Genomic DNA, 15,807 nt, shown 5'->3' with positions numbered 1-15,807 from the left:
ATTTTTGCCGATGTAGCTCAGCTGGCTAGAGCAGCTGATTTGTAATCAGCAGGTCGTGGGTTCGAGTCCCTCTATCGGCTCAGCAAAAATATAGGTCGGGGAGATACTCAAGCGGCCAACGAGGACGGACTGTAAATCCGTTGGGTAACCTTCGCAGGTTCGAATCCTGCTCTCCCCACTAAAAAGCCGATGTAGCTCAGCTGGCTAGAGCAGCTGATTTGTAATCAGCAGGTCGTGGGTTCGAGTCCCTCTATCGGCTCCAAAAAAGTTTATATTTTACTTTTAAAACAAAAATAAAAAATCGCCGATGTAGCTCAGCTGGCTAGAGCAGCTGATTTGTAATCAGCAGGTCGTGGGTTCGAGTCCCTCTATCGGCTCTTCTTTTTTGAAGAATACTTTATTATTAGGCGGGGAGATACTCAAGCGGCCAACGAGGACGGACTGTAAATCCGTTGGGTAACCTTCGCAGGTTCGAATCCTGCTCTCCCCACAATCCATTTTAAATATTTGGAAAAGCAAATCATCAAATCTTTTGATGATTTTTTTATTAATGTGAGCATCAAAAAAAAAGCCCTTTTTAAAGGACTTTTTACTTGATGATGTTCTTAATAATTTCTATTGAATATACATTCGAAATCTTTTCTATAAAACTATTAAAATCTAATGTAGAATGATCGTCGGCATCATCTGATATTGTTCTTATGATGATAAAAGGAATATCAAATTCGTAACAAACTTGTGCTACTGCAGCGCCTTCCATTTCGACACAAAGTATTTCGGGTAAGTTTTGTTGTAATTTTTCTTTCTGAGAATTTGTCGAGAAAAATAAATCTCCAGATCCAATTAAACCAACATGTAGTTGAGGCTGATGAATATTAAATTTATCCAAATCTTTTTCAGAAATCACATTATGCAAATGTTGCTCTTCTAAAATTTCTAAAATAGCTGTTGTCGCAACTTCTAATTGAGAAGAATCAGCCTCAAAATAAGCTTTTCCTAACATTGGGATTTCGTAAGCAGGAAAAAGAGGTTGAGCATTCATATCATGTTGAATCAAACTTTGCCCTAGAACAATATCTCCAATTTTTACATCAGCATGAATTCCACCTGCAACACCTGTAAAAATCAATTCAGAAACGTTAAATTCAAGGATTAAGGTTGTAACCGTAGCAGAGGCAGCAACTTTACCAACACGAGAATAAACGACCACAACTTTTTGATTGTTTAATTTTCCAGTAAAATAACTTCTTCGACCAATTTTATGTTCTTGCTTGTTTGTTAATAAATTGACTACACCGTTTATTTCTTGCGGTATAGCGCCTATTATTCCTATTATTCTTTCGCTCATCTTTCCAATTTGAAAGCGAAGTTACCAATTTATTTTCTGTATTTGTAAACCGAACAATAAATCTCATAAATTAAGATAAATGGCAAACAAATGATAATCAAACATGTATTTAGAAGATTTTTTATCATCTTACAAAAGTAGAGTTTTTTCAGAATATGTTAAAAATCAATTGTGAATTAGTCTTGGCTTGTTGTATTTTTGTAGCATAAAAGTTTGAAATGAAAAAATTATCTATAGCGATTATATGCTGTGCATCAGTAATGCTGATGAATTGTACGAATAAAACAGAAGAAAAACCAGTTGAACAACCTGCTAAATCTGCTGTTACAGTGGAAGAACCAACGGAAATTGTAGAGGGTGTAATTAGAAAATCTGGAGTTGAGTGGACGGCTTATAAAACAACAGAAAAAGTGGCTGTTTCAGGACGTTTTGATGTTGTTTTGGTGAAAGACGCAAAAGAAGATGGAAAAACGCCTCAAGAAGTTTTAGAAGGTGCAAATATTATAGCGACAGTTGCTACATTAAATTCTGATCAAATTGATCGTGATCAAAAATTGAAAGATATTTTGTTTGGAAATATGATTAATACAAGCGAAATCAAAGGTCAATTACATTTCAGAGATGGTAAAACTTTCTTGAATTTAACGTTGAATAATGCTTCTAAAGAATACGAAGTAAAATCAACGTTTGAGAACAATGTTTTTTCAATTGAAACAGATGTTGATTTGATGGATTTTAACACAGGAAAAGCAATAGAAGCTCTTAATCAAGCTTGTTTAGAATTACACAAAGGTGCAGATGGCGTTTCTAAAACATGGAGCGAAGTACACATCAAAGGTCAAGTAGAATTTAGCGATAGTTTCGGTAAATAATTCAAAAAATAAATAATTAATTTTAAGGCTACAATTTTTTGTAGTCTTAATTTTTATAAATAAATCAGTAAAAAATGAATTGGGTAATTTTACTAATTGCAGGATTGTGCGAAGTCGGTTTCGCATCATGTCTTGGAAAAGCAAAAGAAGCAACCGGAAATGACACGTATTTATGGTATGGTGGTTTTTTATTTTTCTTAACGGTGAGCATGGTTTTGTTGGTAAAAGCAACGCAAACATTACCAATCGGAACGGCTTATGCAGTTTGGACAGGAATTGGAGCAGTCGGAACAGTTTTAGTAGGAATTTTTATTTTTAAAGAACCAGCAAGTTTTTGGCGCGTTTTCTTCTTAACGACTTTAATTTGCTCTATTATTGGGTTAAAATTTGTGTCAAATTAACTGAAATTAAAGTGTTGATTTATGGAGAATTTTAATGTTTTTGATCAAGAGGAATTTATTCAGCAAACTGTTGAAAATAAACGTTTGAAAAAAGATTTGATTAAGACGATTTTTATTCAGCATGGTTATTTAATTATTTCTCAAAATGACCAAGAAATTAAACTAAAACAACACGATGTTTTCTTCCCAGAACCTAATAAATCTTACCAAATAATTTCAAAATCATCTGATTTAGAATTGTTGAGTTTAGTTTTAACCAAAAAGATTTTAGATACATCGATTATCGATTTGAGTGGTTATGAATACAACCAATTTTTTGGTGAAGGTAGAATCAATAATTATCATTTCAATGAAATAGAATTTTCTGCTTTAATCGAACTTTTATTGCAATTGAAGTTGCGTTTGCAAGAGAAATTGACCAAATTCGTACGCTATTTACAGTTCAATTTATTTTATGCGATTGTTTACACAACGTTTAGCGAACTTTCGAAACAACAAACAATTATTGTAAGAAAAGGAACGCGAAAAGATGATATTGTAAAGCGTTTTTTGAATGATTTAAATAAGAGTTATACAGAAAACAGAGATGCAAAATATTATGCAGATAAATTGAATATTACAGTACGATATTTAACTGAATGTTGCAAATCAATAACAGGTAGAACGACAAAAGAATTAATCAGTTCTGTTGTGATTCGTGAATCGAAAGTATTGTTGAGTGAAACAACTAAAACAATCTCTGAAATTTCGAATGAGTTAAACTTTTCTGACCAATATTCATTCGGAAATTTTTTCAAAAAACATCTAAAAATTAGTCCAACTCAATTTAGAAAAAGTTTACAATAACTTCCGTTTTGGACATCTTTAGGCTACTTTTCAAACTTTTTTTTATCTCGATTTTTATCATCTTTGTTACTATCAAAAGGGTCACTATAATTTTATAGTAAAACAGAGGTGTTTTTTGATGGCGAAAGCTAACAAAAGTGAGTAGAGTATTACTAAAAGTTTATATCACCTCTGTTTTTTCTAAAATAATGTTTTTAAAATTAATAGTTCCGAAAAAGTTTAAAATAGTTCTAAGTTTACTGATATTTGAAAAGAAGTAATCCAAAAACCTAAAATGATTATTTTGACCATTTGACAAAAAACAAAAAGAGAACCTAAAAAATTAAGTTCTCTTTTTCTATATTTTATAGATATTTAAGTGGAAAATCACCTTTTATTGAAAGGTGATTTTTTTATGCTTTAAATAATTCATTCAAGTTTACTCCACCGAAGTTTCCTGAACTCATCATCAAAAATACTTTATCTTTTTTATCTAAACTTTCGATATAATCTTGCAATTGTTCACCATTTGTAAATACCAAAATAGAATCATCTCCAAAGGCTTTTTTGATATCTTCTGGAGAAATCATTTCCATACGTTTTATTTCTAATGCTTCTGGGCTATACATTACAATTTTGATATCAGCTTTGTCTAAAGCACCTTTGTATTGCACCAAAAACTCAGGATTCAAAGACGAATAGGTGTGGATTTCTAAACATCCTACAACTGTTTTATCTGTATATTGTTCTTTTACTGCATTCGTAACTGAAGTTACTTTACTTGGCGCATGGGCAAAATCTTTATACGCAACAAAATCAGAAGTACGATTAATTAATTCCAAACGTTTAGATGCTCCTTTGAATGATTGAATTGCTTCGTTGAAATCATCATCCATTACACCTAATTGTTTACAAATTGCACGAGCACCTTCTAAATTCATCAAGTTATGATTACCAAAGACTTCTAACGGAATTGGTCCATCTTCTGTTTCGATAAAAGTGATTCCATTTTCGATAAAATGTTCTGGTAAATGATAAGGGAATTTCTTGATTGCTTTCTCCGTTTCTTCTACCACTTTAACAACTTCTTCGTCTGTTTCGTTGTAAATTAAAGCACCTCCATTCACGATAGATTCTACGAATTTTGAGAATTGAGAAGTGTAATCTGCAAACGTTGGAAAAACATTGATATGATCCCAAGCAATACCTGAAATCAACGCAATATTTGGTTGATACAACAAGAATTTTGAACGACGATCTAAGGCAGATGATAAATATTCATCACCTTCCATAATCATAAATTCGTTGTCTTCTGTCAATTTTACCATCACATCAAAACCATCCAATTGCGCACCAACCATATAATCAACATCGATATTATGATAATGCAAAACGTGAAGAATCATTGATGTAATTGTCGTTTTTCCATGCGAACCACCAATTACAACACGCGTTTTATCTTTTGATTGTTCGTACAAATATTCTGGATATGAATAGATTTTTAAACCTAATTCTTGAGCACGTAACATTTCAGGATTATCAGCGTGAGCATGCATTCCCAAAATCACAGCATCTAAATCTGTTGTAATTTTTTCTGGAAACCAACCCATTTCTTCTGGTAAAATTCTACGTTGGTCCAAACGTGTTTTCGAAGGTTCGAAAATTGCGTCGTCAGAACCTGTTACTTGATATCCTTTTTCGTGCAAAGCAATCGCCAAATTGTGCATTGCACTTCCACCAATTGCAATAAAATGAACTTTTTTCATTTTGTATGTTGTATTCTTTTAGTCTTTTTTATTTTCTTCGTCGTAGCCCATTTCTTCGAAATCATCAAACTCTTCGTCGTCTTCATTCAAATAATCATCCAATGATTTTTCACTATTTTCAGCAAGAATTTCGTCCATTGGTCGAACTTTATTAAATTCTGGTGCTTGCTCAATTGCATTCATAATTTTTTTCATGATTGCATCACTCGAATCATTTTCATAATCGATTTCCAAAGGCTCTTTGAATGTCATTGTCGCATTAATTCCACGTTTTTTAATACGCAAACCTTTTTTATCAAAAGCTCTACGAAAACCATCAATTACAACTGGAATTACAATTGGTTTATTTTTCTTGATTAAATGTGCAGTTCCACGACGACCAGGTGCAAACGCAGTTGTAGTCCCTTGCGGAAATGTTACTACCCAACCACTTTGCAACGCAATATCAATATTGTTAATTTCGCTTAAATCTACTTTTCTATTTACATTTTCTCCTTTTGCACGCCACGTTCTTTTTACGGTAACCGCTCCTGTGTAGGCGAATAATTTCGTCAAAAGATTATCTTTCATTGTTTCTTCAGCGGCAACGTAATAAAAGTCAATCTTAGGATTAAGTAAATAAATTGGATTTTTGATGGTATCAATAAAACCATTTTTTACACTACAAAATACATGATACATCGCGAAAACATCAGCAAAATAAGTTTGATGATTCGAAACGAATAATACATTTTGAGCTGGCAAATGAACCAAGTTTTTTGTACCGCTAACTTTTAATTTATTAAAACCATTGTAACGGTTATAAGTAAATGATCCTAATAAGAAAATTAACGTCCTTTTTAGGAAATATAAATGTCCAAATGAATCGCGAAATGCGTTCTTTTTCTTTGCTTTTTGAGACACGAGTTCTTAATTGTTTAAGTTACAAATTTAATACGATTTTTAGATAATCTTTAAATTCTTCTAAAATCATTGCCGTTGCGCCCCAAAGAAATTCATCATCACCAATGTTATAACCAGGAATTTCGACAACTTGACCAGAAAATTCTCTCTCAAAAACTTCGTAATCAGCATTCAAAAAAGCTTCCAAATTTAATGGAACAACGTATTGTACTTCGCGCTCATCTGGATTGAAATGTGGTTCTCCATGATAAATTCCGATGTAAGGATAAACCAAGAAATTACTTGGCGGAATATACATTTCGCTCAATTGTCTTACAATCTCAATGTTTTCGTACTCTACACCAAGTTCTTCCATAGTTTCGCGAATAGCAGTTTCGTCAAAACTAATATCTTGTTCTTCAAATTGTCCACCTGGCAAAGAAAACTGATGTGAATGCGCTCCTTCGTAAGAAACACGCATGGTTACTGGGAATTCAACTTCTCCATCTTCGTTTTGATACAATAAAATCATCACAGACGCACTTCTAGGATTGGTACGTTTTACATATTCTAAATCAAATTTTTGACGATATGGAGGTGAAAGCTTTTGGTGTGATTCCCAACTTGGCAATTCTTCAACACTTTCAGCTAATAAATATTTTAATTCTTCTAAATCTAAATACAAAATGGATTGATTTTTAGGGTAATAAAAAAGAGTGAAATTTTTCCTCACTCTTTTTCAAAGATAATTATTTTCGTTGAAGAAAATTCAACCTTTTCGGTAAGGTTTATTAATTATTTAACTTTTAAGATTTAGCTTAAATATTTCCCATTGTTTGAATGAAAAATTGAATATTTTTGAAATTTAACATTATAAGTTTTAACTTCGTTAGGTCTAAAAATTATAAAAATGTTTAATAAAAAACTTTTTTACGGAATGATGGTTGGATCGTCAATCCTTGCCACTTCTTGTAGTGAAAAGTCAACAAATAGTATGTGGAACGATAAAAATCCTTTTTTTGAAGTGAGCACTTTGCCTTATCAAACTGCTGATTTTTCGAAAATTAAAAACGAAGATTTCAAACCTGCTTTGTTGCAAGGAATGGCTGAACAATTAGTCGAAATCAATAAAATTGCTAATAATTCTGAAGCACCAACTTTCGAAAATACGTTGGTGGAAATGGAAAAATCTGGTCAATTATTGTCGAGAGTTAGCCATGTTTTTGGATTATTGACAGGAGCAAATACAAACGAAACGTTGCAAGCAGTTGAGGAGGAAATGTCGCCTAAATTTGCGGCTCATAGCGATGCCATTTATTTGAATGATAAATTATTTCAACGTGTAAAAACTTTACATGACAATAAAAAATCATTGAATTTAGATAAAGAGTCATCTCGTTTGTTAGATGTATATTATCAACGATTTGAATTGGCTGGCGCAAATTTATCTGCTGCACAAAAAGATGAATTGAAAAAATTGAATGGAGAAATCGCTTCTTTAGAAACTAAATTCTCCAATCAATTATTAAAAGGAACAAAATCTGGTGGCGTTACTTTTACGAAAGAAGAATTAGCTGGTTTGAGTGATGCTGATTTAGAGGCTTTCAAACAAGCTGATGGTACATATTTAATCAGTTTATTGAATACAACGCAACAACCTGAATTACAAAATATGACCAATGCAGTTTCAAGAAAAAAATTATTTGATGCAGCTTGGATTAGAACAGAGAAAAAAGATGAAAATGATACACGTTCTACAATTTTAACTTTGGTTAAAAAACGTGCGGAGAAAGCTAAATTATTAGGTTTTGCAAATTATGCAGAATGGAATTTGCAAGATCAAATGGCGCAAAATCCTACAGCAGCAAAAGGATTTTTAAATCAAATGATTCCGGCAGCAACTGCAATGGCACAAAAAGATGCAAAAGAATTTGAAGCCTTAGCGAAGAAAGAAAATCCAGCAAATACATTAACAGCTGCGGATTGGAACTATTATGCAGAGAAAGTTCGTAAAGAGAAATATGATATCGACGAAAATGAAATGAAACCTTATTTCGTTTTAGATTCAGTTGTAGAGAATGGAATTTTCTTTATGGCGAAAGAATTGTATGGAATTTCATTCAAAAAGCGTACAGATATTCCAACTTGGCATGAAGATGTAAAAGTGTACGAATTGTTTAATGAAGATGGTTCGCAATTGGGATTATTTTATACAGATTATTTCAAAAGAGATTCTAAACAAGGGGGAGCTTGGATGAGTAATATTGTGGAGCAATCGCACTTATTTGGCACAAAACCTGTTATTTATAATGTCGGAAACTACACAAAACCTGCAAATGGTCAACCTGCATTGATTTCGTATGATGATGTGGTAACAACTTTCCACGAATTTGGACATGCGTTGCACGGTTTCTTTGCGAATCAAAAATATCCAACTTTATCTGGAACAAATGTTTCAAGAGATTTTGTAGAGTTTCCATCTCAATTTCACGAGCATTATGTAACGGAACCATCTATCTTAAAAAATTATGCAAAGCATTATCAAACAGGAGCTGCGATTCCTGATGCGTTGGTAGAAAAAATGAAAAAAGCATCTAACTTTAACAAAGGTTATACGTTAACAGAATTACTTTCTGCTGCAGCTTTAGATTTGTCTTGGCATACAGTTTCAGTTGATAAAACAATTACAAGTGTAGACGATTTTGAGAAACAAGCCTTAATTGATAATAAAACAAATTTACCACAAGTTCCGCCTCGTTACCGTTCTTCTTATTTTAGCCATATTTTTGGTGGAGGATATGCAGCGGGATATTTTGCATATATCTGGGCAGAAATGTTAGACCATGATGCCTACGAATGGACAATAGAAAATGGAGGAATGTCACGTAAAAATGGTCAAATTTTGAGAGATAAAGTATTTTCTCAAGGGAATTCGGATGATTTGAATGTGATTTACAAAAATTTTAGAGGTAAAAATCCTTCAATTGAACCAATGTTGAAATACCACGGATTGAAATAATCATTCTAAAATATTAACAACTTAAAAATCCAAGACATAGTTCTTGGATTTTTTTCGTTTTATGAATAAATTTGCAACTATTAAAACAAGTATAAATGGGAAGAGCATTTGAATTTAGAAAAGGACGTAAATTAAAACGTTGGGCGGCAATGTCTAAAGCGTTTACTAAAATTGGGAAGGATATCGTAATGGCAGTAAAAGCAGGAGGACCTGATCCGCATTCAAATTCTCATCTTCGTGCGGTGATTCAGAATGCGAAGGCTGTTAACATGCCAAAAGATAACATCGAACGCGCAATCAAAAAAGCATCTGATAAAAATACAGAAAACTATAAGGAAGTTATTTTTGAAGGTTATGGACCTCACGGAATTGCCGTTTTAGTTGAAACTTCTACAAATAACAACAATCGTACAGTAGCTAACGTTCGTTCTTATTTCAGTAAATGTAATGGACAATTAGGAACGCAAGGTTCTGTTGAATTTATGTTTGATCATATCTGTAATTTCAAAATTCAAAAACCTGAAAATGTAGATTTAGAGGAATTAGAATTTGAAATGATTGATTTTGGAGTAGAGGAGATTTTTGAGGATGAAGATGGAATTGTATTAATTGCACCTTTCGAGAATTACGGAACAATCTTCAAATCTTTAGAAGAAGGTGGATATGAAATTATTTCATCAGAATTTGAAAGAATTCCACAAACAACAAAAGAATTAACAGAAGAACAAAAAGCTGACATCGAGAAATTGTTGGAGAAATTTGACGAAGATGAGGACGTAAATAACGTTTATCACACGATGAAAGAAGACGAAGAAGAGGAAGAATAATCTTTTTTGAAAAGAATAATATGAAAACCGTTTAAATTAGTTTAAACGGTTTTTTTTATCTTTAACCATAATTGAATTTTTGGAAATGATAAAAATTTTTACTTTACTTGGTTTGATTTTACAATTTGTTGCATTTTGGATGGCAGCGCCAGAAATTCTTGGAGCTGATTGGTTAAGTAAAACTGAAGAAATGATTCGGAAAGCAATTAACCAGTTGCCACAATTAATATTAGCTGTATTAGGAATGGCGATGGGAGTGATGTTTTATCATTCGATGAGTTCTTTTTTTGTATTTATCGTTGTTATAATGATTATAATTTTATTATTGATTTTCTATAAAAAAGTAGAAAAGCTTTTGGACGAAAAAATCTCGAAACCATTGGTTAATAAATTAATCTTGAATGAAACTTTTCGCTTTACTTTATTGAAGTTTGCCGCTTTGTTTTTTACACTTGGTTTTCTTATTCAGATAGCTTTGGTAGTTATTGTATAATTTTTTTTTTAAAAAATATTTATTTGATACTGAATAAACTATGTTTTTGTATTAAAAAAACTTTAAATTAAGGTTTGCAAATTCGAAAAAGCGTTCTATATTTGCACTCGCAATACCGCAATAGACTGCGTTATTGGAGAGTTGGCAGAGTGGTCGAATGCGGCAGTCTTGAAAACTGTTGAGGGTCACACCTCCGGGGGTTCGAATCCCTCACTCTCCGCGAAAAGCTTGAACATTTGTTCAAGCTTTTTTTGTTTTATAAAATTTTAATCAAAATAAAAGGCCAGATTAATCTGACCTTATAATAGAAGTATTTATTTTTCTAAATCTTTATATACTTTTCGAATAATTCCGTCCGAAAGTCCAATTTTCGGAACATGAATTTTCTTTGCATGCGACCATTTTAGTACATTACTATAAATTTCTAATGCATAAACCACTACATCAGCACGGTCGGGTTTCATATTGAAATTCTGCATACGTTCTTCAGCAGTCATCGTTTGTAAAATTTGATAATGTTTTTTGACATAAACACTACTCAAAGGCATTCCCAGTTTTACGCCTGAATATTTGTATACATGGTTAATATTTCCACCAGAACCAATTAATTCGACTTCATCATCACCAATGTTTTCGTGAATCCATTGTTTCATTTCGTTAAAAGTATTTGGTGAAACTTTATTTTCCAACAAACGTACAGTTCCTACTTCAAAGGATTTTGACGTAAAAACCTTATTATCTTTTAATAACGTTAATTCGGTACTACCACCACCAACATCTACATACAAATAGATTTTTTCGTCTTGTATAAAATCACCTAATTCAGTATTAAAAAGTAATTCAGCTTCGGTTTTTCCATCAATAATTTCGATGTTAATTCCAGATTTTTTAATCACTTTTTTTACAACATCTTTTCCGTTTTTTGCTTCGCGCATGGCAGAAGTTGCATAAGCTTTATAGATTTCAATATCATAAACCTTCATCATTAATGCATAGGACAACATAGCATCACAGATACGATTTATATTTGTTTCGGAAATTTGTCCATCAATAAAAACGTCGTGTCCCAAACGAATAGGCATTCTCACAATACTAGTTTTATTAAAAATTGGCGCACGACCTTCTTCTTCGTAAACATAATTAATCAACAATCTCATAGCGTTGGATCCAATATCTATTGCTCCTAATTTTCTAATCTTCATTTTCTTGTTCGTTTAATTTTTTAAAATATTCGTAGGTCGTAAACTGAGAGCGGTTTGGTTTTTTATTATTTCTTTTGTATTCTAAAGAAGATTCAGCCGTTATTTGGCGACCTTTTACATTATCTTCAAAACTCAAATTAAACGTATCCATAACGATTTTTTTGAATTTATGATCGTAGATTGGACACGCAACTTCTACACGATTATCCAAATTACGTTCCATCATATCTGCCGATGAAATATAAACTTTGTCATCGCCCGCATTCTTAAACCAATACACACGTGGATGTTCCAAAAATTTATCAATAACGCTGACACATTCAATATTTTCGGAAAGATTTTTAACTCCAGGAATCAAACAATTTATTCCACGCACAACCAAGCGAACTTTTACTCCTTTTTGAGAAGCTTTGTACAATAAATCAATGATTTGTTTATCGCTTAAACTGTTCAGTTTCATATTGATTTCTGCAGGTAAACCAGCTTGATGATTTTTGATTTCTCGTTTAATCATCTTGACAATTTTTTTACGCGTTCCATAAGGTGAAACCAATAAATGATTGTACGTTAAGTTTAAATAATTAGCTCCGAAAAATTTAAAAATCTGTTCAACATCCTTTGTTATTCCCGGATTGGTTGTGAAATACGTATAATCTGTATAAATTTTTGCTGTTCCTGCATGAAAATTTCCTGTACTGATAAACACATATTTCTGTGCCAACATTCCTTCTGGTTTACGCTCGATATAACCAATTTTCGAATGTACTTTCAGTCCCGGAACCCCAAAAATAACATTCACACCAGCTTCTTGCAATTTTTTCGACCACATCGCATTATTCGATTCATCAAATCGCGCGCGAAGTTCCAAAACAGCAGTTACTTCTTTTCCGTTCATAGCTGCATTTATCAACGAATGCATCACTTGCGAATCTTTTGCTACACGATAAATAGTAATTTTTATTTTGGTTACTTTCGGATCAATTGCGGCTTCACGAAGAAATTTTAACAACAAAGAATAATCATGATAAGGCGCCATCATCATTTCCTCATTTTCCGTAAAAGCCTGAAAATAACTGTTATATTCAAAAGGTTTTTTCTGAATAATTGGCTTTATTTTTTCGTACGTTAAATTTGGAATATCAAAGCTTGGAAAGCTCATCAAATCTCGTTTGTTGTGATATTTTCCACCCGGATTGATGCTATCATATTCGTCTAATCGTAATTTTTTCAAGAAAAACTTCAACGTATCTGGTGCAATTTCAGCATCATAAACTAATCGGACAGGAACACCTTTTTTACGATTTTCTAAACTATTAATGACTTTTTCTAATAAACTATGTTCCAAATCATTATCAAAATCAAGTTCGCTATCTCGTGTAATTTTGATGGAATGAGCTTCAATTGTTTCAAAATCAAACATCTTGAAAATATCTTTCAAATGAAAACGAATAATATCTTCCAAATACATGACGTAAGTATTTTGATCATACTTTGGAAGCACAATAAAACGTGAAAATAAATGCGTTGGAACAATCAAAAGTGCATATTGAATTTTGTCTTTTAATTGCATTTTTACCGCTAAATAGAACGATCCATCGCGTAAAGGCGGCGCTTTTTTGATATCATCTAAAATAAAAACTCCAACTGTATGAATAAATTCGTTATAAAAATATTCGGAAATAAATTCTAAATAATTCTCTGGAATCGACGTATCATCAATCACAAAAATATTGTAATTCTCTAATTCTTTGAACAATTTATTATGCAAATCATCGTACTGAACGCGCTGTTGACGCACAATTTCATTGATTTCGTCGATCAATTCTTCATCTGTTTGATCTGGCACAATATTTTGATAAACAATTTCTACATCTTTGAACTGTATCGAGCGTAAAATTGTAGAATATCGAACCGAATAAAATTCATCTAAATTGTTCGAATAAATTCCTAAAAATCGAATTCGTTCTAACAATGGAACTGTTTCGTCAGAAGCCTCTTGCAACACGCGCGCATTGAAAGAAAGCCAACTGATTTCGCGGTTTATATATTTTTTCATTTAATTTCTTTAGGTAAAATTATTTTTATGGTTTTTCCTTTTTCTATTGATTTCCAATTATCCGAATCAAACTGTATCCAGACAAATCCAGAAGTCGAAAGATTGTAAATCATTTCATTTCCTAACTGATTGGTAATATCTGTAAACGCAGGATTATGCCCAAAAATAAGAACATTTTGCAATTCATTGTCTAAATTTCTAATCCATTTATCCAATAAATAATGCGAAAACGTATACAAATCATCTTCGATATGAATGGTTTGATTGGGAAATAAAATAGGTTTGACAAGTAGAGAAGTTTCTTTTGCTCGAACTGCTTTGCTCGAAAATATTTTATCAAATTTCAATTCAAAATTTTGATGAATATAATTCGCTATTTTCTTCGTTTTGAATTCACCAATCTCTGTGATAGAACGAAATTGATCTGAAACATTTTCGTTCCATTTACTTTTTGCATGACGCATTAAAAACAAATTTTTCATAACGCAACGAGTTTAAAAAGAAACAGTAGTTAAATCTAATCATTATCTAACGAAAAGACTTAACTACTGTTGTATTTTTTTAGGATTATTTTCTAAAGATTACCTTCGTAATTCTTAAAATCATTTTTTACCCAATCTGGCAATTCCATTGATTTTTTCTCTTCCATATCGTACATTACTTGTGTACTTTTTCCGATACAATGAATAACATCTTCGCCATTTTCGCTTTTACTTGTGACAATATATTCAAAATCGAAACTCTTGTTTCCTAATTTTGATACACGCACACCAATACGAGGATCTATCGCATTTGGACGTAATTCTTTTTGGTAACTTGCTTCTATATGCGCAATAACAAACATGTGATGCGTCCACTGCCATTTTTTGCTCGAAGCCATCATATAATAGGCTCTACCAGTCTGAAAATACTCGAAATAAAATACATTATTTACATGACCAATTGGATCAAAATCGCTCCAACGTGGTTCTAAAGGTTTAAAGAATTTAAAGTTTTCTATACTCATTTTTAATTGGTTTTTAATAATAATTAATCTTCTGGATTTGGATCAATAAATTCGTATTTGTACAATTTGACTAACCAAAAGAATACTGAAAATAAGATAGGTCCAAATATAATTCCGATAAATCCGAATAGATTTAAACCAACGATTACTCCAAAAATAGTAATTAATGGATGAACATCTGCCATTTTTTTTTGTAAAACTAAACGGATTAAATTATCTGAAAGCCCAACAATTACAAAGCAATAAATTAATAATCCAACCGCTGATCCAGTTTCACCTTTTGCAAGTAAAAATAGTCCAAGAGGTACATAAATAAGTGCGGCACCAACGACAGGCAACATTGCAGCAAAAATGGTTAAAATAAACCAAGTAAACGCATCATCTACACCAAATATAAGATATCCAATGTAGGCAATTATTGCTTGTAGAAAGGCTGTTAATGGCATTCCGACAGCATTTGAAATAACTAAATCTTTCAAATCTTTGTTCATTTTGACTAAATTACTTGTTTTAAGCGGAATTGTTCTGTAAAACCAATTTTCAAGTTTTTGATGGTTCATCAACATAAAATACAAAATAAGGAAAGCAACACCCAACTGAACTGTCATATCCATTGAAGCATTCAGTGTTTTTTCTAATAATTTACCTCCAACTTGTGTTATTTTTTCAATGTTTGTTGCACTAAACACATCGATATGAAATTTGGTTTGCAACATTTGAATAATTTTATTGACATCTGTTTTAATTTGAGCTGTGTCATTTAATAGTACCATTACTTTATTCGTTAACATTTGAATTAATAAATAAAGAGGTCCAATAATCAAAATCGCGCTACTAATCATTAAGATAATTACACTTGCTAATTTGTTCCATTTTTTTACTTTTACTAGCCATTGCAAAGGATTTAAAAGCAAAACATACAAACACAAAGCACCGAGAAATCCAGGGAAAAATGCTAAAAGATTTTTGGTAATTAATCCAAAAACTAAAAGTATTATTGCAATAAATGCTAACTGTAACAAGACATTGTTAGAAAGATAGTGTTTATTAGAGTTCATAGGTAATTTATTTGTTTATTAACAGTTGTTGATATTTCGTTATCAAATTCAA

Annotated in this window: 15 protein-coding genes and 6 tRNA genes; 12 read left to right on the top strand and 9 right to left on the bottom strand. The window is 31.9% G+C overall.

The window, feature by feature from the left end:
• Positions 1-6: 6 nt before the first annotated feature.
• From B4J88_RS00995 to B4J88_RS00975, 5 genes are all read left to right on the top strand, one after another.
• A tRNA-Thr gene (locus tag B4J88_RS00995) sits at positions 7-80 on the top strand.
• 17 nt (positions 81-97) lie between these two features.
• A tRNA-Tyr gene (locus B4J88_RS00990) sits at positions 98-178 on the top strand.
• 7 nt (positions 179-185) lie between these two features.
• Positions 186-262: transfer RNA gene (locus B4J88_RS00985), tRNA-Thr, on the top strand.
• Between the two features lie 41 nt (positions 263-303).
• Positions 304-377, top strand: a tRNA-Thr gene (locus B4J88_RS00980).
• Between the two features lie 32 nt (positions 378-409).
• Positions 410-490: transfer RNA gene (locus tag B4J88_RS00975), tRNA-Tyr, on the top strand.
• 99 nt (positions 491-589) lie between these two features.
• Here B4J88_RS00975 and B4J88_RS00970 read toward each other — a convergent pair.
• Complete coding sequence (locus B4J88_RS00970) at positions 590-1,348, bottom strand: 5'-methylthioadenosine/adenosylhomocysteine nucleosidase (protein ID WP_219034761.1); 759 nt, start codon at positions 1,346-1,348, stop codon at positions 590-592.
• Between the two features lie 218 nt (positions 1,349-1,566).
• Here B4J88_RS00970 and B4J88_RS00965 point away from each other — a divergent pair, with 218 nt between their 5' ends.
• The 3 genes from B4J88_RS00965 (at position 1,567) to B4J88_RS00955 (ending at position 3,467) form a co-directional block, all read left to right on the top strand.
• On the top strand, positions 1,567-2,220 hold the full coding sequence (locus tag B4J88_RS00965; protein WP_219034762.1) for a hypothetical protein: 654 nt from the start codon (positions 1,567-1,569) through the stop codon (positions 2,218-2,220).
• Positions 2,221-2,294: 74 nt separating this feature from the next.
• Positions 2,295-2,621: a DMT family transporter gene (locus B4J88_RS00960; protein ID WP_038334569.1), complete on the top strand. Its 327-nt coding sequence runs from the start codon at positions 2,295-2,297 to the stop codon at positions 2,619-2,621.
• Positions 2,622-2,642: 21 nt separating this feature from the next.
• Positions 2,643-3,467 carry a helix-turn-helix domain-containing protein gene (locus tag B4J88_RS00955; protein WP_291046460.1) on the top strand — a complete coding sequence of 275 codons (825 nt, stop codon included), beginning with the start codon at positions 2,643-2,645 and terminating at the stop codon, positions 3,465-3,467.
• A 392-nt stretch (positions 3,468-3,859) separates the two neighbouring features.
• On the opposite strand, the gene B4J88_RS00950 is transcribed toward B4J88_RS00955, so the two are convergent.
• From B4J88_RS00950 to B4J88_RS00940, 3 genes are read right to left on the bottom strand one after another with little or no spacing between them, the layout of a single operon-like run.
• Positions 3,860-5,212, bottom strand: coding sequence for a UDP-N-acetylmuramate--L-alanine ligase (locus B4J88_RS00950; protein WP_125348833.1), 1,353 nt, complete (start codon positions 5,210-5,212; stop codon positions 3,860-3,862).
• An 18-nt stretch (positions 5,213-5,230) separates the two neighbouring features.
• On the bottom strand, positions 5,231-6,115 hold the full coding sequence (locus B4J88_RS00945) for a lysophospholipid acyltransferase family protein (RefSeq protein ID WP_038334575.1): 885 nt from the start codon (positions 6,113-6,115) through the stop codon (positions 5,231-5,233).
• Between the two features lie 19 nt (positions 6,116-6,134).
• A complete protein-coding gene (locus tag B4J88_RS00940) occupies positions 6,135-6,779 on the bottom strand; it encodes an NUDIX hydrolase (RefSeq protein ID WP_115001319.1) in 645 nt (214 codons plus the stop codon).
• A gap of 225 nt (positions 6,780-7,004) precedes the next feature.
• Between B4J88_RS00940 and B4J88_RS00935 the strand changes: the two genes are divergently transcribed.
• The 4 genes from B4J88_RS00935 to B4J88_RS00920 all read left to right on the top strand — a co-directional run bounded on the left by B4J88_RS00935 (position 7,005) and on the right by B4J88_RS00920 (position 10,653).
• A complete protein-coding gene (locus tag B4J88_RS00935; RefSeq protein WP_280035593.1) occupies positions 7,005-9,113 on the top strand; it encodes a M3 family metallopeptidase in 2,109 nt (702 codons plus the stop codon).
• A 95-nt stretch (positions 9,114-9,208) separates the two neighbouring features.
• Entirely contained in the window at positions 9,209-9,940 is a 732-nt protein-coding gene (locus B4J88_RS00930) for a YebC/PmpR family DNA-binding transcriptional regulator (RefSeq protein ID WP_038334591.1), read from the top strand.
• 85 nt (positions 9,941-10,025) lie between these two features.
• On the top strand, positions 10,026-10,433 hold the full coding sequence (locus B4J88_RS00925; RefSeq protein WP_291065920.1) for a hypothetical protein: 408 nt from the start codon (positions 10,026-10,028) through the stop codon (positions 10,431-10,433).
• A 135-nt stretch (positions 10,434-10,568) separates the two neighbouring features.
• Positions 10,569-10,653: transfer RNA gene (locus B4J88_RS00920), tRNA-Ser, on the top strand.
• A gap of 94 nt (positions 10,654-10,747) precedes the next feature.
• On the opposite strand, the gene B4J88_RS00915 is transcribed toward B4J88_RS00920, so the two are convergent.
• The 5 genes from B4J88_RS00915 to B4J88_RS00895 all read right to left on the bottom strand — a co-directional run bounded on the left by B4J88_RS00915 (position 10,748) and on the right by B4J88_RS00895 (position 15,755).
• Complete coding sequence (locus tag B4J88_RS00915; RefSeq protein WP_291065918.1) at positions 10,748-11,635, bottom strand: Ppx/GppA phosphatase family protein; 888 nt, start codon at positions 11,633-11,635, stop codon at positions 10,748-10,750.
• Positions 11,625-13,691: a polyphosphate kinase 1 gene (gene ppk1 / locus B4J88_RS00910; RefSeq protein WP_291065917.1), complete on the bottom strand. Its 2,067-nt coding sequence runs from the start codon at positions 13,689-13,691 to the stop codon at positions 11,625-11,627. Before ppk1 ends, B4J88_RS00915 begins: the two co-directional genes overlap by 11 nt.
• Positions 13,688-14,173: a SixA phosphatase family protein gene (locus B4J88_RS00905; RefSeq protein ID WP_291065915.1), complete on the bottom strand. Its 486-nt coding sequence runs from the start codon at positions 14,171-14,173 to the stop codon at positions 13,688-13,690. The genes ppk1 and B4J88_RS00905 overlap by 4 nt, the downstream gene beginning before the upstream one ends.
• Before the next feature lie 92 nt (positions 14,174-14,265).
• Positions 14,266-14,697: an acyl-CoA thioesterase gene (locus B4J88_RS00900; protein ID WP_180904766.1), complete on the bottom strand. Its 432-nt coding sequence runs from the start codon at positions 14,695-14,697 to the stop codon at positions 14,266-14,268.
• A gap of 23 nt (positions 14,698-14,720) precedes the next feature.
• Positions 14,721-15,755 (bottom strand): AI-2E family transporter, encoded by a 1,035-nt coding sequence (locus B4J88_RS00895; protein ID WP_291065913.1) that lies wholly within the window; start codon positions 15,753-15,755, stop codon positions 14,721-14,723.
• Positions 15,756-15,807: the final 52 nt, after the last annotated feature.

Source organism: Empedobacter sp. UBA5036 (assembly GCF_002415215.1).
GTDB classification, from domain to species: Bacteria; Bacteroidota; Bacteroidia; order Flavobacteriales; family Weeksellaceae; genus Empedobacter; species Empedobacter falsenii_B.
This window is presented reverse-complemented; position numbering and strand designations above follow the sequence as displayed.